This window comes from Formosa undariae (assembly GCF_042427615.1).
Taxonomy (GTDB): domain Bacteria; phylum Bacteroidota; class Bacteroidia; order Flavobacteriales; family Flavobacteriaceae; genus Formosa; species Formosa undariae.
Genome location: NZ_JBHMEZ010000013.1, coordinates 90,797 through 110,690, shown reverse-complemented (window position 1 = coordinate 110,690; position 19,894 = coordinate 90,797). Strand labels below are relative to the sequence as shown.

The following is a 19,894-nucleotide window of genomic DNA, read 5'->3' as shown; positions in this document are numbered from 1 at the left end:
AAGAACACTTAGGATAAGACTTTGTTTACTTCTATTAATATTGGTTTTGGATGATTCTAGACACGTTTATTTTTTAGTTTAAAATAGGTTGTATTTCTTGTTTGTTGCATGTGGATTTCTAAGGTTTGTAACCTTGCTGTGTCCAATTTTCACGTTTTCAATTTGATTACTATAGTTAAAGATGGATTTGGATTATTTACATCATTAGGGTTACTGCTTGCTATTTTTATAGAAATATCTATGCTTTCTTTTTACTCCTTAACAAGTAGAACTCCTTGGAATCTGTTTTTAGTAATCTACTTCGATATCTAAGGTATTTATCTACTGCGTAAGGTGTGCCGAAATAATATTTTGTTATCTAACTGGAGTGTAATCTATGTGATGTTGGATTATCGTTTTACATATCGTAATACCTTTTACATAGTCATTTCATGTGGTACAGTGATTTCATTTGTACGAATCTCTATTCGTTTAGTATGTCCCTTTGTAGTTTTCTACATGGGTCTTATTTTGAGATTAACCAGATCGTATTATGATGTATATGTTTTAAAAACTATAGATGGATTATATAATTTAGGTTCAACTTTTGGTTAAGAAAGATATAAACCTAATTAGGTTTTGGTTTATACAGTTTATCTTATAAAATAATTTCGGACTTGCTGTAGAGTACCTACTTGATTAAGTTAAGTATTAAGTACTACTTGGATGTATGTAATATAATAGGAAAGAATATTGCTGCGATCTAAAAATAAGAGGTAATACTTAAGTGTACTTTTGAATCGCTTATATTAAAAGGTGAGTTCTCAGTTTTACCGTTGGCATAATTCATTTTTAAAAGGCCTGCTTTTGTTAGTATTGCAAAACCGACTCCTAGTGCTATTAGTTTTTCTTTTTGATTAATCATTTGATTTTCGAAATAAGAAAAGTCAGTAATGCTATTAATAAATATCGTTGGACTTAGTTGTAATCTGTATTCTAAATTAAAAACACCATACAAACTCGCTACTAAACTATTTTCTTCAAAACCACGTATAGAATTAATCCCTCCAAAGCGTAATAATTCGTTTTCTAAATAGGTGTCGGATTTTAAGCCGCTAACTGCTATTCTGGAATACAGACTATTTTTTGTATTTAAATAGAAAATATTAGATAGATCGATATTATATTGGATTTGGTTCTCCTTCGTTGTTTGGTAGGTTCGGTCTCCAAAACCTAGATTTACATCTGCGTAAGATTTTATAGGAAATAAATTGTTGTCTTCATCTGTGTGAGTGAAGTTATATTTAGATTGAAAAAAGTTTGAGTTATAATCGTCTATTACTGTAGAAAGATTTTCTTTAAGTAGGTTATTCGACTGCGAAGATGTTATTCCCAGGTAGGTGGTGTGTTCTGTTTTAAATTGATAATATAGTTTCAAGGATTGGTTTACAGTGGTAAAAGAAGAATCTTTTTTAAAAATGTTTAATTCAACATTAGCACCTATTGGAGATTTAAAGATATAAGGTGCATCCAGATTTATATTGAATGTCTTTTGGTTATTTTCGTCACTGCGATACAGTAGTTTTATCGATTCTCCGTAATTCAAATTATTTTGTAGTAACATATTTAGATAGCCACTAAATTCTAACTTATTAGTATTGTCGTTCGTGGTGAACCCCAAGTAACCATCAAAATTATTACTTTTCTGTTTTTCCACATATATATATAGTGTTGTAGAATCTTTTGTGAAGAGTACTTCGGTATCTCGTATTAAATTTGCAAAAGATAATTTGTTAAGTGTATTTGTTTTCTTTTTAATGTCTTCCATGTTAAAGACATCTCCCGTTTTAAGTCGTGCATATTGTTTTATAAATTTCTTTGGAAATTTTTCATATCCTTTAATTATAATATGATCAATGTGACGTTGGATTGTTTTTTTAGAAGATATTAAATCTGCGTGAACACTATCGTTTTTAATAGTTATATTTTGTAGTTGTAATGTTGTAAACGGTAAACCTTGTTCTGCTAATTTTAAATTTAATGCGTTAAGAGATTGCTTTGTCTCTTGTAATGGAAGTGTAATAAATTTGTTATTAGATTCTATTCCGAGTGATTTTAATAGCTGATAATGTATATCGGTATACCTTATATATATATAGGAGTAATTTTTGTTAAGGGTTAAGTAAGCTTCAAATAAAGAATCATTGCTTTTTTTAAAGTCTGTTATTTTATGGTCTAAATAACCTGTACTGTTAAGTGTTTTTGATAAATTTTGTATTTCTAATATGATACTATTATAGTCTGTATGCTGGTTGACATATGTAAGTGTATCGATAATAGGACGATCTGTATCTAATTTACTGTGAATTTTCAGTGTTAAATTCTGACACAATACATGAGACGATATGATTAGAAGAAGGCTTAAAAAAAATATTTTAGGTTGCACTATATGACTTTCTTTTAGAATTGTAAAACTAACGGAAAAAGTATACTAAATATATGAGGATGTGAATAAAAGTTAAATTCTATTGAAAATTAATTGATTAGGGTTTGAAAAATAAAAATAAAACCTTACATTTGCAGCCCTCTAAGAAGAGGTATTTTATAAATTTTATAGAAAAATATGCCAACAATTTCACAATTAGTACGAAAAGGAAGAGCCAAAATAACCAAGAAGAGTAAATCGGCTGCTTTAGATTCGTGTCCTCAAAGACGAGGGGTTTGTACGCGTGTTTACACTACTACACCTAAGAAACCTAACTCTGCAATGCGTAAAGTAGCAAGGGTTAGATTAACTAACGGTAATGAAGTGAACGCTTATATCCCTGGTGAAGGTCACAATTTACAGGAGCACTCGATAGTATTGGTTAGAGGTGGAAGGGTAAAAGATTTGCCAGGAGTTAGATATCACATCGTTCGTGGTGCCTTGGACACAGCAGGTGTTGCAGGTAGAACACAACGTAGATCTAAGTACGGTGCAAAACGCCCTAAGAAGTAATTAAAATCTTTTAAAGAAAAGACATGAGAAAAAGAGCAGCAAAAAAGAGACCGCTTTTACCAGATCCGCGTTTTAACGATCAGTTAGTAACTAGATTCGTTAACATGATGATGTGGGATGGTAAGAAATCGGTAGCTTTTAAGGTATTTTACGATGCAATTGACATCGTAGACTCAAAAAAAACAGACGAAGAAAAAACAGCTTTAGAGTTGTGGAAAGAAGCGTTATCTAATGTTATGCCTCACGTAGAAGTACGTAGTCGTAGAGTAGGTGGAGCAACATTCCAAATTCCAATGCAAATTCGTCCAGACAGAAAAGTTTCTACAGCAATGAAATGGCTTATTAGCTTTTCACGTAAAAGAAACGAAAAATCTATGGCACAACGTTTAGCATCAGAGATTTTAGCTGCGGCTAAAGAAGAAGGAGCGGCTGTTAAGAAAAGAGTTGATACTCATAAAATGGCAGAAGCAAATAAAGCATTCTCACACTTTAGATTCTAAATAAAATGGCAAGAGATTTAAAATTAACTAGAAACATAGGAATTGCTGCTCACATTGATGCTGGTAAAACAACAACAACGGAGCGTATTCTTTATTATACTGGAGTTTCTCATAAAATAGGTGAAGTGCATGATGGTGCTGCGACTATGGACTGGATGGAGCAAGAGCAAGAGCGTGGTATTACTATCACATCTGCTGCTACAACTTGTGAGTGGGTATTTCCAAGATTAGATGGTCAGCCAACTGCAGATTCTCAAGGATACCATTTTAATATTATCGACACTCCTGGTCACGTTGATTTTACGGTTGAAGTAAACCGTTCATTACGTGTATTAGATGGTTTAGTTTTCTTGTTTAGTGCAGTAGATGGTGTTGAGCCTCAATCTGAAACTAACTGGAGATTAGCAGATAATTACAAAGTGCCTAGAATAGGTTTTGTTAATAAAATGGACCGTCAAGGATCTAATTTTTTAGCAGTTTGTGATCAAGTAAAAGAAATGTTAGGTTCAAATGCTGTGCCTATAGTTTTAAACATTGGTGATGAAGAAAACTTTAAAGGTGTTGTAGATTTAGTTAAAAACAGAGCTATCATCTGGCATGATGAAACACAAGGGGCAACTTTTGATATCATCGATATTCCAGAAGATTTAAAGGCTGAAGCTAAAAAATATAGAGCATTACTTATTGAGGAAGTTGCATCTTATGATGAAAACTTACTTGAAAAATTCATGGAAGATGAAGATTCAATTACAGAAGAGGAAGTGCACAACGCACTTAGAGCTGCTGTAATGGATATGGCTATTATTCCTATGATTTGTGGTTCTGCTTTCAAAAATAAAGGGGTACAATTCTTATTAGATGCTGTATGTCGTTATTTACCTTCTCCAATGGATAGAGAAAGTGTTATAGGAACTAATCCTGACACAGATGTAGAAGAAAGACGTAAGCCAGATGTAAAGGAGCCATTCGCTGCTTTAGCATTTAAAATTGCAACTGATCCTTTCGTAGGTCGTTTAGCATTTTTCCGTGCATATTCTGGACGTTTAGACGCTGGATCTTATGTGTTAAATAACCGTTCTGGTAAAAGAGAACGTATTTCACGTATCTACCAAATGCATGCTAACAAGCAAAATGCTATCGATTATATCGAAGCAGGAGATATTGGAGCTGCTGTTGGATTCAAGAGTATTAAAACAGGAGATACGCTTTCAGATGAAAAGCACCCTATTGTTTTAGAATCTATGGATTTCCCAGACCCAGTAATTGGTATTGCTGTTGAGCCAAAAACAAAAGCAGATGTAGATAAAATGGGTATGGCTTTAGCTAAATTAGCAGAAGAAGATCCTACATTTACAGCGCGTACTGATGAGGCTTCAGGACAGACTATTATTTCTGGAATGGGTGAGTTGCACTTAGATATTATTGTAGACCGTTTAAGACGTGAGTTTAAGGTTGAAGTAAATCAAGGTCAACCTCAAGTGGAGTACAAAGAAGCTATTACACAAGCTGCAGATCATAGAGAAGTCTATAAGAAGCAATCTGGTGGTCGTGGTAAATTCGCAGATATTGCATTTACTGTTGAACCAGCCGATGAAGGTGTTGTAGGTCTTCAATTTGAATCTATTATTAAAGGTGGTAACGTTCCTAAAGAATTTATCCCTTCAATTGAAAAAGGATTTAAAGCAGCAATGATCAATGGACCATTAGCTGGATACGAGATAGACTCAATGAAAGTGACATTGAAAGATGGATCTTATCATGATGTGGATTCTGATGCATTATCTTTTGAATTGGCTGCAAAGTTAGGATTCAAGAATTGTGCTAAAGCTGCTAAAGCGGTGATTATGGAGCCTATTATGAAAATTGAAGTTATTACTCCTGAAGAAAACATGGGTGATATCGTGGGTGATTTAAATAGAAGAAGAGGACAAATGAGTAGTATGGGAGACAGAGCAGGTGCAAAAACTGTAAAAGCTACCGTACCATTATCTGAGATGTTTGGTTATGTTACTACATTAAGAACATTATCTTCAGGTCGTGCTACATCAACTATGGAATTTTCACATTATGCTGAAACACCTTCTAACGTATCTGAAGAAGTGATTAAGGCAGCTAAAGGTACAGACGCTTAAAACTAAGAATATGAGTCAAAAAATCAGAATTAAACTAAAATCTTACGATCATAACTTAGTAGATAAGTCTGCTGATAAGATTGTAAAAACTGTAAAAAGTACAGGTGCAGTTGTAACGGGACCAATTCCATTACCAACACACAAGAAAATTTTCACTGTATTACGTTCTCCTCACGTTAATAAAAAAGCAAGAGAGCAATTTCAATTAAGTTCTTATAAGAGATTACTTGATATTTATAGCTCTTCTTCTAAAACTATTGACGCTTTAATGAAACTTGAATTGCCAAGTGGAGTAGAAGTAGAGATCAAAGTTTAAGTAGAGAATACTTTCACAAGTAAAGTTTACAGAAACATTAGTTTCAAAAACATGTCCTAAGCTGCGAGCGAAGGAAAAACGGTAAAAATACATTCAGGGTTGAACGTGTTTTGACCCTGAATTTTTTTATAAATAATACTAATAAATAAATTAATAATTATGTCTGGGTTAATTGGAAAAAAAATCGGTATGACCAGCATCTTCGATGAAAATGGAAAAAACATTCCATGTACAGTAATCGAAGCTGGACCATGTATCGTTACCCAAGTCAGAACTGAAGAAGTTGATGGTTATATAGCCCTTCAACTTGGTTTCGATGACGCGACAGAAAAAAGTGCTACTAAAGCTGACTTAGGTCATGCTAAAAAAGCAGGAACTTCTGTAAAACGCAAAATCGTTGAATTTAAAGGTTTTGATGCGGAGTACAAATTAGGTGATGCAATCACTGTAGAGCACTTTGTAGAAGGTGAATTCGTAGATATTGCTGGAACTTCAAAAGGTAAAGGTTTTCAAGGGGTTGTTAAACGTCACGGCTTTGCTGGGGTAGGACAAGCAACTCACGGTCAACACAACCGATTAAGAGCACCGGGTTCTATTGGAGCGGCATCTTATCCTGCAAGAGTATTTAAGGGTATGAAGATGGCAGGAAGAATGGGAACTGATAGAGTAAAAGTTGAAAATTTAAGAGTTTTAAAAGTAGTTGCTGAAAAGAATCTACTTGTGGTTAAGGGATGTGTTCCTGGTCATAACAACTCTTATGTAATCATTGAGAAGTAATGAAAGTAGCAGTTTTAGATATTAATGGAAAAGAAACTGGAAGAAAGGTAGACCTTTCTGATTCAGTTTTTGCTATAGAGCCTAACAATCATGCTGTGTATTTGGATGTTAAACAATATTTAGCAAACCAAAGACAGGGAACTCACAAAGCTAAAGAGCGTGCTGAGATTTCTGGATCTACACGTAAGATTAAAAAGCAAAAAGGAACTGGTACCGCTAGAGCAGGTAGTATTAAGTCTGGAGTTTTTAAAGGTGGTGGACGTATGTTCGGACCAAGACCAAGAAACTACAGTTTCAAACTTAACAAAAACCTTAAGCGTTTAGCACGTAAATCAGCATTAACAATTAAAGCTTCAGAAGAAGCAATTGTTGTAATAGAAGATTTAAATTTTGATTCAGCTAAGACTAAAAATTTCACTAGTGTATTGAAAGCTTTAGACTTACAGAATAAAAAATCTCTATTTGTGTTGGGTGCGTTAAATAATAATGTATATTTGTCATCACGAAATTTAAAGGGCTCTGAGGTTCTATTGAACTCAGAATTAAGCACTTACAAGATTTTAAACGCAAATAAAGTAGTTCTTTTAGAGAGTTCTTTAGAAGGAATTGAATCGAATTTAAGTAAATAAGGAAACGATGAGTATCTTAATTAAACCTATAATAACAGAAAAAGCGACTGCAAACAGTGAATTAAACAACTGTTTTAGCTTTATGGTTAATACAAAGGCGAACAAGGTAGAAATTAAAAAAGCAGTGGAAGCTGCTTATGGCGTTTCTGTTGAAAAAGTTCGTACAATAAATGTCCGTCCAGATAGAAGTACTAAGTTTACAAAAACTGGTATTCAACATGGTAAAACAAATGCTGTTAAAAAAGCACTTGTACAACTGGCGGAAGGTGAAGTGATTGATTTATACAGTAACATGTAATTAGACAAAAATGTCAGTAAGAAAATTAAAACCGATCACACCAGGTCAGCGATTTAGAGTAGTTAATGGATTTGACGCCATTTCTACTGATAAGCCGGAGAAAAGTTTATTAGCTCCGAAGAAAAGATCAGGTGGTAGAAACAGTCAAGGAAGAATGACCATGCGCTATATTGGTGGTGGGCATAAACAAAGGTATCGTATCATTGATTTTAAAAGAACTAAAGCAGGAATCCCTGCTGAAGTAAAATCAATTCAGTACGATCCAAACAGAACAGCTTTTATTGCATTATTAAATTACCAAGATGGTGAGAAAACATACATAATTGCGCAAAACGGATTACAAGTTGGTCAAACAGTTGTATCTGGGCAAGAAGGTGTGGCTCCAGAAATTGGTAATGCAATGCCATTAAGTCAAATTCCATTAGGAACAATTATTTCTTGTGTAGAGTTACGTCCAGGACAAGGAGCTGTTATGGCTCGTAGTGCTGGTGCTTTTGCTCAGTTAATGGCAAGAGATGGTAAATTTGCAACAATTAAACTTCCATCAGGAGAAACTAGATTAATTCTAGCTAACTGTATGGCTACAATAGGTGTTGTGTCTAACTCAGATCATCAATTACTTGTATCAGGAAAAGCTGGTAGAAGCAGATGGTTAGGAAGAAGACCTCGTACAAGACCGGTAGTAATGAATCCTGTAGATCACCCAATGGGAGGTGGTGAAGGTAAATCTTCTGGAGGTCACCCTCGTTCAAGAAATGGTATACCTGCTAAAGGATTTAGAACCCGTTCTAAAACAAAAGCGAGTAATAAGTATATTGTAGAACGTAGAAAGAAATAAGACATGGCAAGATCATTAAAAAAAGGACCTTACGTTCATTATAAACTTGATAAGAGAGTCCAAGAAAATGTTGACGGCGGAAAGAAAACGGTAATCAAAACATGGTCTAGAGCCTCAATGATTACTCCAGATTTCGTTGGACAAACTATCGCAGTACACAACGGACGTCAATTTGTCCCTGTATTTGTTACTGAAAACATGGTAGGACATAAATTAGGAGAATTTTCACCAACAAGATCTTTTAGAGGTCACGCAGGTGCTAAAAACAAAGGTAAAAAGTAAGCTATGGGAAGTCGTAAAAAACAGATGGCAGACGCTATTAAGGAAGATAAAAAGCAAGTTGCTTTTGCTAAACTTAATAACTGTCCTACGTCACCAAGAAAAATGCGCTTAGTAGCCGATTTAGTGAGAGGTGAAAAGGTAGAAAAAGCGCTTAATATTTTGAAATTTAGCTCGAAAGAAGCTTCAAATCGTTTAGAGAAATTGTTATTGTCTGCAATTGCAAACTGGCAATCTAAAAACGAAGATGCAAGTATCGAAGATGCTGAGTTGATAGTAAAAGAGATTAGAGTAGATGGCGGATCTATGTTAAAAAGATTACGTCCAGCTCCTCAAGGTCGTGCGCACAGAATAAGAAAGCGTTCTAACCACGTTACAATCGTAGTTGGAGCTAACAATAATATACAAGCTTAATAGATATGGGACAAAAAACAAATCCAATCGGAAATCGCTTAGGAATTATCAGAGGATGGGAGTCTAACTGGTACGGAGGAAACGATTATGGCGACAAATTAGCCGAAGACGATAAGATCAGAAAGTACGTTCATGCACGTCTATCTAAAGCAAGTATATCAAGAGTAATTATCGAAAGAACTCTTAAACTTGTAACCGTTACTATAACTACTGCAAGACCTGGTATTATTATCGGGAAAGGTGGACAAGAAGTAGACAAGTTAAAAGAAGAACTTAAGAAAATTACTGGTAAAGAAGTTCAAATAAATATATTTGAAATCAAAAGACCAGAACTTGATGCATTTTTAGTAGGGTCAAGCATTGCTCGTCAAATTGAGAACAGAATCTCTTACAGACGTGCAATCAAAATGGCTATTGCTGCTACAATGCGTATGAATGCAGAAGGAATTAAGATCCAAATTAGTGGACGTTTAAACGGGGCAGAAATGGCACGTTCAGAACACTACAAAGATGGACGTATTCCATTATCTACATTCAGAGCTGATATTGATTATGCTTTAGTTGAGGCACATACTACTTATGGTAGATTAGGTGTTAAAGTATGGATCATGAAAGGTGAAGTATATGGTAAAAGAGAGCTTTCTCCGCTTGTTGGATTGTCTAAGAAGCAAGGAAAAGGTGGACCACGAGGAGGAGGAAATACTAACAAACCTCGTCGTAGAAAGTAATTTTTTAAAGTAAAGAAAAATGTTACAGCCTAAAAGAACAAAATTTCGTAAAGCACAAAAAGGACGTATGAAGGGTAACTCTGGTAGAGGGCACCAATTATCAAACGGAACTTTTGGAATAAAATCACTTGATTCGAATTTTTTAACATCGCGTCAAATAGAAGCAGCACGTATCGCCGCTACACGTCACATGAAAAGAGAAGGTCAACTTTGGATAAAAATATTTCCAGACAAGCCTATTACAAAGAAACCTCTTGAAGTACGTATGGGTAAAGGTAAAGGTGCCGTTGAATATTGGGCAGCTGTTGTGAAGCCAGGTAGACTACTTTTTGAAGTAGGAGGAGTACCGTTAGACGTTGCAAAAGAAGCATTACGTTTAGCAGCTCAAAAATTACCGGTAAAAACAAAGTTTGTTATCGCTAGAGATTACGAAGCATAATTTATTTGATGTTATGAAACAATCAGAAATTAAAGAATTATCTACTGCTGAGTTACAAGAGAAACTTGGTGAGACAAAAAAGAGTTATTCAGACCTGAAAATGGCACATGCAATATCTCCTTTAGAAAATCCAATTCAATTACGAAACGTAAGACGTGACGTAGCTAAAATTGCGACAGAAATAACTAAAAGAGAATTACAATAATTCTGCTGAAAGATGGAAAAAAGAAATTTAAGAAAAGAACGTGTAGGAGTCGTTACTAGTAACAAGATGCAAAAATCTATAGTTGTTGCTGAAGTTAAAAAAGTAAAACACCCTATGTATGGTAAGTTCGTGTTAAAAACGAAGAAATACGTTGCACACGACGAGACTAACGATTGTAATATTGGAGATACTGTAAAGATCATGGAAACACGACCTATGAGTAAATCTAAATGTTGGAGATTAGTTGAAATAATCGAAAGAGCTAAGTAATTATGTTACAACAAGAATCAAGATTAATCGTAGCAGATAACACTGGAGCAAAGGAAGTTTTAACTATCCGTGTTCTAGGTGGAACTAAAAGAAGATACGCTTCTGTAGGAGACAAAATAGTTGTTTCAGTTAAGCATGCAACTCCTAATGGAAACATTAAGAAAGGTGCTGTTTCTACTGCAGTTGTTGTACGTACTAAAAAAGAAGTAAGACGTCCAGACGGATCTTATATTAGATTCGACGACAATGCTTGTGTATTATTAAACCCAACGGGTGAGATGAGAGGTACACGTGTATTTGGACCTGTTGCTAGAGAACTTCGTGATAAACAATTCATGAAAATTGTATCATTAGCACCTGAAGTGCTTTAATGACTAATAAGATGACAAAGCTTAAGATAAAATCAGGAGATACAGTAAAAGTAATAACTGGAGATCATAAAGGATCTGAAGGGAAAGTACTTAAAGTATTAACAGATAAGAACAAAGCGATTGTTGAGGGTGTAAACTTGGTGAAGAAACATACTAAGCCAAGTGCACAAAGCCCTCAAGGAGGAATCGTAGAAAAGGAAGCTCCAATTCAAATATCTAATCTATCTTTATTAACTTCTAAGGGTGAAACTACTCGTATTGGTTATAAAGTAGAAGATGGTAAGAAAGTGAGATTTTCTAAAAAATCTAATGAAGTAATATAGTTATGGCATATTCACCGAGACTTAAAGAAGAGTATAAAAGCAAAGTAATTGCTGCTCTTACAGAAGAATTTGGATATAAGAATGTTATGCAAGTTCCAAAATTATCTAAGATAGTAATATCTAAAGGTGTTGGAGCTGCTGTTGCAGACAAGAAGTTAGTAGACTACGCAGTAGAAGAACTAACAACTATTTCTGGACAAAGAGCTATAGCAACTATATCTAAAAAAGATGTTGCATCTTTCAAATTACGTAAAGGAATGCCAATTGGTGCGAAAGTTACGTTAAGAGGAGAAAGAATGTACGAATTTTTAGACCGTTTAGTTACTTCAGCCTTACCTCGTGTAAGAGATTTTGGCGGAATTAAAGCAACAGGATTTGACGGAAGAGGTAATTATAACCTTGGAGTTACAGAACAAATTATCTTTCCAGAAATTGACATTGATAAAGTGAACAAGATTTCAGGAATGGATATTACTTTTGTAACATCTGCCGAAACTGATAAAGAAGCAAAATCATTATTAACTGAACTAGGTTTACCTTTTCAAAAGAACTAAGATATGGCTAAAGAATCAATGAAAGCCCGTGAGGTTAAAAGAGCAAAAACAGTAGCAAAATATGCTGAGAAACGTAAAGCTTTGAAAGAAGCTGGAGATTACGAAGCATTACAAAAGTTACCAAAAAACGCTTCTCCTGTACGTATGCATAATAGATGCAAACTAACAGGTAGACCTAAAGGTTATATGCGTACCTTTGGTATCTCTCGTGTAACATTTAGAGAGATGGCAAATAACGGCCTTATACCAGGTGTAAGAAAAGCAAGCTGGTAAAATTTAATTTTTAATTGGTTTAAGGTTCAACGGAGTGTTGAAAACCAAAACCGCAATTTAATACATATGTATACAGATCCAATAGCGGATTATCTAACAAGAATTAGAAATGCTGTGCGTGCTAACCACAGAGTGGTAGAGATACCTGCTTCTAACTTGAAAAAAGAAATCACAAAAATATTATTCGACCAAGGATATATTTTAAGTTACAAATTCGATGATTCTTCAGTACAAGGGACTATTAAAATAGCCCTTAAGTACAACAAGGAAACTAAAGAGCCTGTAATTAAGAAGATTCAAAGAATCAGTAAACCAGGTTTACGTAAGTACGCAAGTTCAACCGAACTACCTAGAATTTTAAATGGTCTTGGTATTTCTATCATTTCTACTTCTCACGGAGTAATGACAGGAAAACAAGCCAAAGCAGAAAACGTAGGTGGTGAAGTATTATGTTACGTTTACTAATTTAAAGACTATAAGAAATGTCAAGAATAGGTAATAACCCAGTTGCGATTCCAGAAGGAATTACAGTTGATATTAACGAAAATATTGTAACAGTAAAAGGAAAATTAGGAGAGTTATCTCAGGAATTTTCTGATGTTACAGTAAAAGTTGAAGATGGAAACGTTATAGTTGAGCGTTCTTCTGATAGAAAAGAAGAAAAATCTAAACACGGTCTTTATAGATCTTTAATCAATAACATGATTGAAGGTGTAACTAAAGGATTTACTAAGGAATTAGAATTAGTAGGTGTTGGATATAGAGCTAGTAATCAAGGTCAAAAACTTGATTTAGCATTAGGATTTTCTCACAATATTGTTTTAAACATTGCTGATGAAGTAAAAGTTGAAACAATATCAGAGAAAGGTAAAAACCCTATAATTAAATTATCTTCTCATGATAAGCAACTTGTTGGACAAGTAGCTGCTAAGATTAGAGATTTTAGAAGACCTGAGCCGTACAAAGGAAAAGGTATTAAGTTTGTAGGAGAAATATTAAGAAGAAAAGCAGGTAAATCAGCTTAATAATTTATAAGTTATGGCGTTAACAAAAAACGAAAGACGATTAAGAATTAAAAGCAGAGTTCGTAAAGTAGTTTCTGGAACAGAAGCTAGACCGAGATTATCTGTTTTTAGAAGTAATAAAGAAATTTATGCTCAAGTGGTAGATGATGTAACTGGTAAAACTATCAGTTCAGCATCTTCAAGAGATAAAGATATTAGTGCTGCAAAAGGATCTAAAGCAGAAATTGCTACTCTAGTAGGAAAATCTGTAGCTGAAAAAGCTTTAAAAGCAGGTGTAGACACTATCTCTTTTGATAGAGGTGGATATTTATACCATGGTAGAGTAAAATCATTAGCTGAAGGAGCTAGAGAAGCAGGACTTAAATTCTAAGAAATTATGTATCAAAAATACAAAAGCGCAGAGCTAGTAAAACCAAGTGGATTAGATCTTAAAGATCGTTTAGTTGGTGTACAGAGAGTTACAAAAGTAACTAAAGGTGGTAGAGCATTTGGTTTTTCAGCAATCGTTGTGGTTGGTGATGAAGCAGGTGTTGTAGGTCACGGTTTAGGAAAGTCTAAAGATGTTGCAAGTGCTATTGCTAAAGCGATAGAGGATGCAAAGAAGAATTTAGTTCGTATTCCAATCATAAAATCTACTTTACCACATGAACAAAAAGGTAAATTTGGTGGGGCAAGAGTAAACATTATTCCTGCAGCTCCTGGTACAGGGGTAATTGCTGGTGGAGCTGTGAGAACAGTTTTAGAAGCAGTTGGAATACACGATGTTTTATCTAAATCTCAAGGATCATCAAATCCTCATAACGTTGTTAAAGCAACTTTCGATGCATTACTTCAATTAAGAAGTGCTAAGAAAATTGCTAAAGATAGAGGCGTTTCATTAGAAAAAGTTTTTAAAGGTTAATAGCGATAGAGATGGGAAAGATTAAAGTAACGAAAGTTAAAAGCGCAATTAAACGTACACAAAGACAAAAGAGAACTTTAGAAGCTCTAGGTCTTAAACGTATTGGGCATGTCGTAGAGCATGAAAACACACCAAATATTCTTGGTATGGTTGCTAAAGTTGAACACTTAGTTTCTGTAGAAGAAGCTTAATAATAAACTGAGAAATGGATTTAAGTAAATTAAAACCTGCAGAAGGTTCAGTTAAAAATCAAGGAAAAAGAATAGGTCGTGGACAAGGTTCTGGTAAAGGTGGGACTGCTACACGTGGTCACAAGGGAGCTAAATCTCGTTCTGGTTATTCTAGGAAACTTGGATTTGAAGGAGGGCAAATGCCACTTCAAAGACGTGTACCTAAATTTGGTTTTATTAATATTAACCGTGTAGAGTATCAAGGTGTAAACTTAGATAAATTACAACAGTTAGTTGATGAAAAGAAAATTAACGACACAGTAAATTTAGACTCATTAATGTCTATAGGTGTAACTGGAAAGAATGATCTAGTTAAAATCTTAGGTAGAGGTGAACTAAAAGCAAAATTAAAAGTAACTGCTCATAAATTTACTGCTTCAGCAAAAGCTGCTATCGAAGCTGCAGGAGGAGAAGCTGTAACTTTATAATCACGTAATAGAGCATGAAATTTATAGAAACGTTAAAGAATGTTTGGAAAATTGAAGAACTAAGAAATAGAATCATCTTAACGGTGGGTCTATTATTAGTTTATCGATTTGGTGCACAAGTTGTTTTACCTGGTATCGATGCAGCACAATTAGAAACCTTACAAAGTAATACAGATTCTGGATTACTTGGTTTACTTAATGCATTTACAGGTGGAGCTTTTGCTAATGCATCAATATTCGCTTTAGGTATTATGCCTTACATTTCTGCTTCTATTGTAGTGCAATTAATGGGAATAGCAATTCCTTACTTGCAAAAATTACAAAAAGAAGGCGCAAGTGGGCAAAAGAAAATTAATCAAATCACGCGTTGGTTAACTATAGCGATCTGTTTGGTGCAAGCACCAGGTTATTTAGCAAGTTTACCTAGTTTAGGTATTCCACAGAGTGCGTTCTTATTAGGACAAGGTGGTTTATTCTATTTTTCTTCTATAGTCATCTTAGTTACAGGTTGTATCTTTGCAATGTGGTTAGGGGAAAAGATTACGGATAAAGGTATTGGTAATGGTATATCACTTTTAATTATGGTGGGTATTATTGCACGTATGCCATTGTCTTTCTTCCAAAACGCAGCATCTCGTTTAGAAGGGAATAATGTAATGTTAATCCTTATCGAGTTAGTGTTGTGGTTTGTTATTATCTTTGCATCTATTATGCTTATTATGGCAGTGAGAAAAATCGCTGTTCAATATGCAAGACGTACTGCTTCTGGAGGATATGAGAAAAACATTATGGGATCTAGACAATATATTCCATTAAAACTTAACGCTTCTGGAGTAATGCCAATTATTTTTGCTCAAGCAATTATGTTTGTGCCAGGTTTAATAGGAGGGACTTCTATGATGAAGGATTCTGCTGCGGGACAATGGTTACAATCACAATTTTCTGATATATTCGGATTTTGGTATAATTTATTATTCGCATTCTTAATTATCATATTCACGTATTTTTATACTGCGATTACTGTTCCTACGAACAAGATGGCAGACGATTTAAAACGTAGTGGAGGTTTTATTCCAGGGATTCGTCCAGGGTCTGAAACATCTGAGTATTTAGATAAGATTATGTCTCAAATAACATTACCAGGTTCTATTTTCCTTGCTCTTATTGCTATATTTCCAGCGATAGTTGTAAAGTTAATGAACGTACAATCGGGATGGGCTTTATTTTTTGGTGGTACATCGCTATTAATTTTGGTAGGAGTTGCAATTGACACGATGCAACAAGTAAATTCTTACTTGTTGAATAGACACTATGACGGCTTGATGAAAACTGGTAAAAATAGAAAAGCAGTAGCTTAATATATTATACAATGGCAAAACAAGCAGCAATAGAACAAGACGGAACAATTATAGAGGCATTATCTAATGCTATGTTTCGTGTTGAGTTGGAGAATGGTCACATTGTGACTGCTCATATATCTGGTAAAATGCGTATGCATTACATTAAATTGTTACCAGGTGATAAAGTAAAATTAGAAATGAGTCCTTACGATTTAACTAAGGCTAGAATAACTTATAGATACTAATACGATGAAAGTAAGAGCATCAGTTAAAAAAAGAAGTGCAGATTGTAAAATCGTGCGTAGAAAAGGTAGACTTTACGTAATTAACAAAAAGAATCCTAGATTCAAACAAAGACAAGGGTAGTTATGGCAAGAATTGCAGGTGTAGACATACCAAAACAGAAAAGAGGAGTGATCTCTTTAACTTATATCTATGGAATAGGTAGTACTAGATCACAACAAATTTTAGCAGAAGCTAAAGTTGACGAAAATACAAAAGTTCAAGATTGGACGGATGATGAAATAGGGGCTATTCGTGAAGCTGTTTCTAAGTTCACTATTGAAGGTGAATTACGTTCTGAAACTCAATTAAGCATTAAGCGATTAATGGATATTGGATGTTACAGAGGTATTCGTCATAGAGCGGGTCTTCCTTTAAGAGGACAACGTACTAAGAACAACTCTAGAACTAGAAAAGGTAGAAGAAAAACTGTTGCTAACAAGAAGAAAGCAACTAAATAATTAAAAGTCATTAGTATTTAGATGCTAGATGAATCTGCTTGAAATCGCAAGGTTTAGGATTCTATCACTAACAACTAACAACTAGAAACTAAAATAATATGGCAAAGTCAAATACAAAAAGTACTAAAAAACGTAAAGTTATAGTAGATGCTGTAGGAGAAGCTCACGTTACTGCTTCTTTTAACAACATTATTATTTCTCTTACCAACAAAAAAGGAGACGTTATTTCTTGGTCTTCTGCTGGTAAAATGGGATTTAGAGGATCTAAAAAGAACACACCTTACGCAGCACAATTAGCTGCAGAAGATGCTGTTGCTGTTGCTCAAGAGGCAGGTCTTAAAAAAGTAAAAGTTTATGTTAAAGGACCAGGGAATGGTAGAGAATCTGCTATTCGTTCTATTCATAATGCAGGTGTTGAAGTAACAGAAATTATTGATGTTACTCCATTACCACATAATGGATGTCGTCCTCCAAAACGTAGAAGAGTATAATTTTACATTAAATATCAAAAAAAATTAATATCAGCTATTTTACAGTTGGTATTAATTTTTTTATATGTAAATTTGCACACTTTAAAAAAATAATTTAACAAGTATAACAAAGAGATTAACGATTATCGAAGGATAAGATTAAGACCTTAATTCATAATCACTCTTTAAAATCAATTTATTATGGCAAGATATACTGGTCCTAAAACTAAAATAGCTCGTAAGTTTGGTGAAGCTATTTTTGGAGATGACAAATCTTTCGAGAAAAGAAATTACCCTCCAGGTCAACACGGAGCTAACAAGCGTCGTGGAAAAAAATCTGAATATGCAATCCAATTAATGGAAAAGCAAAAAGCGAAATATACTTACGGTATATTAGAGCGTCAATTTAGAGGTTTATTCAAAAAAGCAACTGCTTCACAAGGTATTACTGGTGAAGTATTATTACAATTATGTGAATCTAGATTAGATAACGTTGTTTATAGAATGGGACTTTCTCCTTCTAGAAGTGGTGCTAGACAATTAGTATCTCACAGACATATTACTGTAAATGGTGAGTTGGTAAATATTCCTTCTTACAATTTAAAAGCAGGAGATGTTGTTGCTGTAAGAGAAAAATCAAAATCACTTGAAACTATTGATAGATCTCTATCAAATTCAAGTCAAGTTTTCGAATGGATTACTTGGAATAATGAAACTAAGCAAGGAACTTACGTTTCTGTACCTGCTAGAATTCAGATTCCTGAAAACATTAACGAGCAGTTCATAGTAGAACTATATTCTAAATAATAATTAACAACTATTGGTATTTAGCCAAAGGGTTTATTCGTGTTTCTTCAAACTTATAATCCGCGCAACTAAATAACAATTAAAACGAAGAAAATATGGCAGTATTTAATTTTCAGAAGCCCGATAAAGTAATCATGATCGATTCTACCGATTTTCACGGTAAATTCGAATTTAGACCTTTAGAACCTGGTTATGGATTAACAGTTGGAAATGCTTTAAGAAGAGTTTTACTTTCTTCTTTAGAAGGGTTTGCAATTACATCAGTAAGAATAGAAGGTGTAGATCATGAGTTTTCAACAATACCTGGTGTTGTAGAAGATGTTACAGAAATAATTTTGAATTTAAAACAAGTACGTTTTAAAAGACAAATAGAGGATGTAGATAACGAATCTGTTTCTATTTCTATTTCTGGACAAGACAAAATCACGGCTGGCGATTTCCAAAAATATATTTCCGGTTTCCAAGTTTTAAATTCAGATTTAGTTATCTGTAATTTAGATCCTAAGGTAACAGTAAATATGGAAATTACTATTGAAAAAGGGAGAGGTTATGTTCCTGCAGAAGAGAATAAAAAAGCTACTGCACCAATTGGAACTATCTTTGTAGATTCTATATATACTCCTATTAAAAATGTTAAGTATAGTATTGAGAATTACCGTGTAGAACAAAAGACAGATTACGAAAAATTAGTTTTCGAAATTGAATCTGATGGTTCTATTACGCCTCAAGATGCTTTGACTGAAGCTGCTAAGACGCTAATTCACCACTTTATGTTATTCTCTGATGAGCGTATTACATTAGAAGCGGATGAAATTGCACAAACTGAAACTTATGATGAAGAATCCCTTCACATGAGACAGTTGCTTAAAACTAAACTTGTAGACATGGACCTTTCAGTTCGTGCTCTTAATTGTTTAAAAGCTGCGGAAGTTGATACGTTAGGTGATCTTGTATCATTTAATAAAAACGACTTAATGAAGTTCCGTAACTTCGGTAAAAAATCTTTAACAGAGCTTGAAGAGCTTGTTAATGTTAAAGGTTTAAACTTTGGTATGGACTTATCAAAATACAAATTAGATAAAGATTAATTAATCATATTTTGCTCCTCGATCACGAGTTTGGTAGCAAGATGATAACACAAATGTCATGAGACACGGAAAAAAAGTAAATCACTTAGGTAGACAAACAGCTCATAGAAAAGCTATGCTTGCTAATATGGCTTGTTCTTTAATAGAGCACAAACGTATTAATACTACTGTTGCTAAAGCTAAAGCTTTAAAACAATTTTTTGAGCCTTTAGTAACTAAGTCTAAAGCTGATACAACACACAACAGACGTATTGTATTTAGTAAATTAAGACAAAAAGAAGCAGTAACTGAATTATTTAGAGATGTTGCTACTAAAGTAGGTGATAGACCAGGAGGATACACACGTATCATTAAACTTGGAAATCGTTTAGGAGATAATGCTGATATGGCAATGATAGAATTAGTTGATTACAACGAAATCTATAATGCTGGTAAAGCAGAGAAGAAAACTACACGTAGAAGTAGAAGAGGTGGTTCTAAACCAGCTGCTGCTCCTGCTGTAGACACTACTGAAGCTTCTAACGAAGAAGAATAAATGT

At 34.1% G+C, this 19,894-nt stretch carries 33 protein-coding genes; 32 read left to right on the top strand and 1 reads right to left on the bottom strand.

Going from position 1 to position 19,894, the window contains the following annotated elements; all coding sequences use genetic code 11:
* Nucleotides 1-742: 742 nt before the first annotated feature.
* A complete protein-coding gene (locus tag ACFFVB_RS15180; RefSeq protein WP_382384069.1) occupies nt 743-2,371 on the bottom strand; it encodes a POTRA domain-containing protein in 1,629 nt (542 codons plus the stop codon).
* A 231-nt stretch (nt 2,372-2,602) separates the two neighbouring features.
* On the opposite strand from ACFFVB_RS15180, the gene rpsL reads away from it, so the two are divergent.
* The 32 genes from rpsL (at nt 2,603) to rplQ (ending at nt 19,890) form a co-directional block, all read left to right on the top strand.
* Complete coding sequence (gene rpsL, locus ACFFVB_RS15175) at nt 2,603-2,977, top strand: 30S ribosomal protein S12 (RefSeq protein WP_057783973.1); 375 nt, start codon at nt 2,603-2,605, stop codon at nt 2,975-2,977.
* A gap of 23 nt (nt 2,978-3,000) precedes the next feature.
* Nucleotides 3,001-3,477, top strand: a complete 477-nt coding sequence (gene rpsG, locus ACFFVB_RS15170) for a 30S ribosomal protein S7 (RefSeq protein WP_382384068.1) — start codon at nt 3,001-3,003, stop codon at nt 3,475-3,477.
* Nucleotides 3,478-3,482: 5 nt separating this feature from the next.
* Nucleotides 3,483-5,609 (top strand): elongation factor G, encoded by a 2,127-nt coding sequence (gene fusA / locus ACFFVB_RS15165; RefSeq protein ID WP_382384066.1) that lies wholly within the window; start codon nt 3,483-3,485, stop codon nt 5,607-5,609.
* A 10-nt stretch (nt 5,610-5,619) separates the two neighbouring features.
* On the top strand, nt 5,620-5,925 hold the full coding sequence (gene rpsJ / locus ACFFVB_RS15160; protein ID WP_100610637.1) for a 30S ribosomal protein S10: 306 nt from the start codon (nt 5,620-5,622) through the stop codon (nt 5,923-5,925).
* Between the two features lie 159 nt (nt 5,926-6,084).
* Nucleotides 6,085-6,702: a 50S ribosomal protein L3 gene (rplC, locus tag ACFFVB_RS15155; protein WP_382384064.1), complete on the top strand. Its 618-nt coding sequence runs from the start codon at nt 6,085-6,087 to the stop codon at nt 6,700-6,702.
* Nucleotides 6,702-7,331: a 50S ribosomal protein L4 gene (gene rplD / locus ACFFVB_RS15150; RefSeq protein WP_382384063.1), complete on the top strand. Its 630-nt coding sequence runs from the start codon at nt 6,702-6,704 to the stop codon at nt 7,329-7,331. The genes rplC and rplD overlap by 1 nt, the downstream gene beginning before the upstream one ends.
* Before the next feature lie 7 nt (nt 7,332-7,338).
* Nucleotides 7,339-7,629 (top strand): 50S ribosomal protein L23, encoded by a 291-nt coding sequence (gene rplW / locus ACFFVB_RS15145; protein WP_038527285.1) that lies wholly within the window; start codon nt 7,339-7,341, stop codon nt 7,627-7,629.
* Nucleotides 7,630-7,639: 10 nt separating this feature from the next.
* Nucleotides 7,640-8,467 carry a 50S ribosomal protein L2 gene (gene rplB / locus ACFFVB_RS15140; RefSeq protein ID WP_382384061.1) on the top strand — a complete coding sequence of 276 codons (828 nt, stop codon included), beginning with the start codon at nt 7,640-7,642 and terminating at the stop codon, nt 8,465-8,467.
* 3 nt (nt 8,468-8,470) lie between these two features.
* Nucleotides 8,471-8,749 carry a 30S ribosomal protein S19 gene (rpsS, locus tag ACFFVB_RS15135; RefSeq protein WP_038527291.1) on the top strand — a complete coding sequence of 93 codons (279 nt, stop codon included), beginning with the start codon at nt 8,471-8,473 and terminating at the stop codon, nt 8,747-8,749.
* Between the two features lie 3 nt (nt 8,750-8,752).
* Entirely contained in the window at nt 8,753-9,160 is a 408-nt protein-coding gene (gene rplV, locus ACFFVB_RS15130) for a 50S ribosomal protein L22 (RefSeq protein ID WP_057783961.1), read from the top strand.
* Between the two features lie 5 nt (nt 9,161-9,165).
* Nucleotides 9,166-9,888, top strand: a complete 723-nt coding sequence (rpsC, locus tag ACFFVB_RS15125; RefSeq protein WP_382384059.1) for a 30S ribosomal protein S3 — start codon at nt 9,166-9,168, stop codon at nt 9,886-9,888.
* 19 nt (nt 9,889-9,907) lie between these two features.
* A complete protein-coding gene (gene rplP, locus ACFFVB_RS15120) occupies nt 9,908-10,327 on the top strand; it encodes a 50S ribosomal protein L16 (protein WP_159022785.1) in 420 nt (139 codons plus the stop codon).
* 13 nt (nt 10,328-10,340) lie between these two features.
* On the top strand, nt 10,341-10,532 hold the full coding sequence (gene rpmC / locus ACFFVB_RS15115; RefSeq protein ID WP_159022786.1) for a 50S ribosomal protein L29: 192 nt from the start codon (nt 10,341-10,343) through the stop codon (nt 10,530-10,532).
* A 12-nt stretch (nt 10,533-10,544) separates the two neighbouring features.
* Nucleotides 10,545-10,802, top strand: a complete 258-nt coding sequence (rpsQ, locus tag ACFFVB_RS15110; protein WP_038527305.1) for a 30S ribosomal protein S17 — start codon at nt 10,545-10,547, stop codon at nt 10,800-10,802.
* Between the two features lie 2 nt (nt 10,803-10,804).
* Nucleotides 10,805-11,173: a 50S ribosomal protein L14 gene (gene rplN / locus ACFFVB_RS15105; RefSeq protein ID WP_382384057.1), complete on the top strand. Its 369-nt coding sequence runs from the start codon at nt 10,805-10,807 to the stop codon at nt 11,171-11,173.
* A gap of 11 nt (nt 11,174-11,184) precedes the next feature.
* Entirely contained in the window at nt 11,185-11,496 is a 312-nt protein-coding gene (gene rplX, locus ACFFVB_RS15100) for a 50S ribosomal protein L24 (protein WP_382384056.1), read from the top strand.
* 2 nt (nt 11,497-11,498) lie between these two features.
* A complete protein-coding gene (gene rplE, locus ACFFVB_RS15095; protein WP_299778429.1) occupies nt 11,499-12,050 on the top strand; it encodes a 50S ribosomal protein L5 in 552 nt (183 codons plus the stop codon).
* Nucleotides 12,051-12,053: 3 nt separating this feature from the next.
* A complete protein-coding gene (gene rpsN, locus ACFFVB_RS15090) occupies nt 12,054-12,323 on the top strand; it encodes a 30S ribosomal protein S14 (RefSeq protein ID WP_038527313.1) in 270 nt (89 codons plus the stop codon).
* 66 nt (nt 12,324-12,389) lie between these two features.
* Complete coding sequence (gene rpsH, locus ACFFVB_RS15085) at nt 12,390-12,788, top strand: 30S ribosomal protein S8 (RefSeq protein ID WP_382384053.1); 399 nt, start codon at nt 12,390-12,392, stop codon at nt 12,786-12,788.
* A 17-nt stretch (nt 12,789-12,805) separates the two neighbouring features.
* Complete coding sequence (gene rplF, locus ACFFVB_RS15080; RefSeq protein WP_382384051.1) at nt 12,806-13,348, top strand: 50S ribosomal protein L6; 543 nt, start codon at nt 12,806-12,808, stop codon at nt 13,346-13,348.
* A 13-nt stretch (nt 13,349-13,361) separates the two neighbouring features.
* A complete protein-coding gene (rplR, locus tag ACFFVB_RS15075; RefSeq protein WP_382384049.1) occupies nt 13,362-13,718 on the top strand; it encodes a 50S ribosomal protein L18 in 357 nt (118 codons plus the stop codon).
* 6 nt (nt 13,719-13,724) lie between these two features.
* Nucleotides 13,725-14,249 carry a 30S ribosomal protein S5 gene (gene rpsE, locus ACFFVB_RS15070; protein ID WP_382384047.1) on the top strand — a complete coding sequence of 175 codons (525 nt, stop codon included), beginning with the start codon at nt 13,725-13,727 and terminating at the stop codon, nt 14,247-14,249.
* Between the two features lie 11 nt (nt 14,250-14,260).
* The gene (gene rpmD / locus ACFFVB_RS15065; protein ID WP_299778445.1) at nt 14,261-14,440 is read left to right on the top strand and encodes a 50S ribosomal protein L30; all 180 of its coding nucleotides are present in this window, start codon (nt 14,261-14,263) and stop codon (nt 14,438-14,440) included.
* Between the two features lie 14 nt (nt 14,441-14,454).
* Nucleotides 14,455-14,907 (top strand): 50S ribosomal protein L15, encoded by a 453-nt coding sequence (rplO, locus tag ACFFVB_RS15060; protein ID WP_382384045.1) that lies wholly within the window; start codon nt 14,455-14,457, stop codon nt 14,905-14,907.
* Between the two features lie 14 nt (nt 14,908-14,921).
* On the top strand, nt 14,922-16,265 hold the full coding sequence (secY, locus tag ACFFVB_RS15055; RefSeq protein WP_382384043.1) for a preprotein translocase subunit SecY: 1,344 nt from the start codon (nt 14,922-14,924) through the stop codon (nt 16,263-16,265).
* Between the two features lie 11 nt (nt 16,266-16,276).
* Nucleotides 16,277-16,492, top strand: a complete 216-nt coding sequence (gene infA, locus ACFFVB_RS15050) for a translation initiation factor IF-1 (RefSeq protein WP_007094967.1) — start codon at nt 16,277-16,279, stop codon at nt 16,490-16,492.
* A 4-nt stretch (nt 16,493-16,496) separates the two neighbouring features.
* Nucleotides 16,497-16,613 carry a type B 50S ribosomal protein L36 gene (ykgO, locus tag ACFFVB_RS15045; RefSeq protein WP_013305171.1) on the top strand — a complete coding sequence of 39 codons (117 nt, stop codon included), beginning with the start codon at nt 16,497-16,499 and terminating at the stop codon, nt 16,611-16,613.
* 2 nt (nt 16,614-16,615) lie between these two features.
* Entirely contained in the window at nt 16,616-16,990 is a 375-nt protein-coding gene (gene rpsM, locus ACFFVB_RS15040) for a 30S ribosomal protein S13 (protein ID WP_057783938.1), read from the top strand.
* A gap of 98 nt (nt 16,991-17,088) precedes the next feature.
* Nucleotides 17,089-17,481, top strand: coding sequence for a 30S ribosomal protein S11 (gene rpsK / locus ACFFVB_RS15035; RefSeq protein ID WP_382384039.1), 393 nt, complete (start codon nt 17,089-17,091; stop codon nt 17,479-17,481).
* Between the two features lie 180 nt (nt 17,482-17,661).
* A complete protein-coding gene (gene rpsD / locus ACFFVB_RS15030; protein ID WP_382384037.1) occupies nt 17,662-18,267 on the top strand; it encodes a 30S ribosomal protein S4 in 606 nt (201 codons plus the stop codon).
* A gap of 95 nt (nt 18,268-18,362) precedes the next feature.
* Nucleotides 18,363-19,355 carry a DNA-directed RNA polymerase subunit alpha gene (locus ACFFVB_RS15025; RefSeq protein WP_382384036.1) on the top strand — a complete coding sequence of 331 codons (993 nt, stop codon included), beginning with the start codon at nt 18,363-18,365 and terminating at the stop codon, nt 19,353-19,355.
* A gap of 58 nt (nt 19,356-19,413) precedes the next feature.
* The gene (gene rplQ, locus ACFFVB_RS15020) at nt 19,414-19,890 is read left to right on the top strand and encodes a 50S ribosomal protein L17 (protein WP_382384034.1); all 477 of its coding nucleotides are present in this window, start codon (nt 19,414-19,416) and stop codon (nt 19,888-19,890) included.
* Nucleotides 19,891-19,894 lie beyond the last annotated feature (4 nt).

Coding starts and splice junctions, on each gene's coding strand:
- rpsL (WP_057783973.1), top strand. CDS start 2,603: ATGCCAACAATTTCACAATTAGTACGAAAAGGAAGAGCCAAAATAACC.
- rpsG (WP_382384068.1), top strand. CDS start 3,001: ATGAGAAAAAGAGCAGCAAAAAAGAGACCGCTTTTACCAGATCCGCGT.
- fusA (WP_382384066.1), top strand. CDS start 3,483: ATGGCAAGAGATTTAAAATTAACTAGAAACATAGGAATTGCTGCTCAC.
- rpsJ (WP_100610637.1), top strand. CDS start 5,620: ATGAGTCAAAAAATCAGAATTAAACTAAAATCTTACGATCATAACTTA.
- rplC (WP_382384064.1), top strand. CDS start 6,085: ATGTCTGGGTTAATTGGAAAAAAAATCGGTATGACCAGCATCTTCGAT.
- rplD (WP_382384063.1), top strand. CDS start 6,702: ATGAAAGTAGCAGTTTTAGATATTAATGGAAAAGAAACTGGAAGAAAG.
- rplW (WP_038527285.1), top strand. CDS start 7,339: ATGAGTATCTTAATTAAACCTATAATAACAGAAAAAGCGACTGCAAAC.
- rplB (WP_382384061.1), top strand. CDS start 7,640: ATGTCAGTAAGAAAATTAAAACCGATCACACCAGGTCAGCGATTTAGA.
- rpsS (WP_038527291.1), top strand. CDS start 8,471: ATGGCAAGATCATTAAAAAAAGGACCTTACGTTCATTATAAACTTGAT.
- rplV (WP_057783961.1), top strand. CDS start 8,753: ATGGGAAGTCGTAAAAAACAGATGGCAGACGCTATTAAGGAAGATAAA.
- rpsC (WP_382384059.1), top strand. CDS start 9,166: ATGGGACAAAAAACAAATCCAATCGGAAATCGCTTAGGAATTATCAGA.
- rplP (WP_159022785.1), top strand. CDS start 9,908: ATGTTACAGCCTAAAAGAACAAAATTTCGTAAAGCACAAAAAGGACGT.
- rpmC (WP_159022786.1), top strand. CDS start 10,341: ATGAAACAATCAGAAATTAAAGAATTATCTACTGCTGAGTTACAAGAG.
- rpsQ (WP_038527305.1), top strand. CDS start 10,545: ATGGAAAAAAGAAATTTAAGAAAAGAACGTGTAGGAGTCGTTACTAGT.
- rplN (WP_382384057.1), top strand. CDS start 10,805: ATGTTACAACAAGAATCAAGATTAATCGTAGCAGATAACACTGGAGCA.
- rplX (WP_382384056.1), top strand. CDS start 11,185: ATGACAAAGCTTAAGATAAAATCAGGAGATACAGTAAAAGTAATAACT.
- rplE (WP_299778429.1), top strand. CDS start 11,499: ATGGCATATTCACCGAGACTTAAAGAAGAGTATAAAAGCAAAGTAATT.
- rpsN (WP_038527313.1), top strand. CDS start 12,054: ATGGCTAAAGAATCAATGAAAGCCCGTGAGGTTAAAAGAGCAAAAACA.
- rpsH (WP_382384053.1), top strand. CDS start 12,390: ATGTATACAGATCCAATAGCGGATTATCTAACAAGAATTAGAAATGCT.
- rplF (WP_382384051.1), top strand. CDS start 12,806: ATGTCAAGAATAGGTAATAACCCAGTTGCGATTCCAGAAGGAATTACA.
- rplR (WP_382384049.1), top strand. CDS start 13,362: ATGGCGTTAACAAAAAACGAAAGACGATTAAGAATTAAAAGCAGAGTT.
- rpsE (WP_382384047.1), top strand. CDS start 13,725: ATGTATCAAAAATACAAAAGCGCAGAGCTAGTAAAACCAAGTGGATTA.
- rpmD (WP_299778445.1), top strand. CDS start 14,261: ATGGGAAAGATTAAAGTAACGAAAGTTAAAAGCGCAATTAAACGTACA.
- rplO (WP_382384045.1), top strand. CDS start 14,455: ATGGATTTAAGTAAATTAAAACCTGCAGAAGGTTCAGTTAAAAATCAA.
- secY (WP_382384043.1), top strand. CDS start 14,922: ATGAAATTTATAGAAACGTTAAAGAATGTTTGGAAAATTGAAGAACTA.
- infA (WP_007094967.1), top strand. CDS start 16,277: ATGGCAAAACAAGCAGCAATAGAACAAGACGGAACAATTATAGAGGCA.
- ykgO (WP_013305171.1), top strand. CDS start 16,497: ATGAAAGTAAGAGCATCAGTTAAAAAAAGAAGTGCAGATTGTAAAATC.
- rpsM (WP_057783938.1), top strand. CDS start 16,616: ATGGCAAGAATTGCAGGTGTAGACATACCAAAACAGAAAAGAGGAGTG.
- rpsK (WP_382384039.1), top strand. CDS start 17,089: ATGGCAAAGTCAAATACAAAAAGTACTAAAAAACGTAAAGTTATAGTA.
- rpsD (WP_382384037.1), top strand. CDS start 17,662: ATGGCAAGATATACTGGTCCTAAAACTAAAATAGCTCGTAAGTTTGGT.
- ACFFVB_RS15025 (WP_382384036.1), top strand. CDS start 18,363: ATGGCAGTATTTAATTTTCAGAAGCCCGATAAAGTAATCATGATCGAT.
- rplQ (WP_382384034.1), top strand. CDS start 19,414: ATGAGACACGGAAAAAAAGTAAATCACTTAGGTAGACAAACAGCTCAT.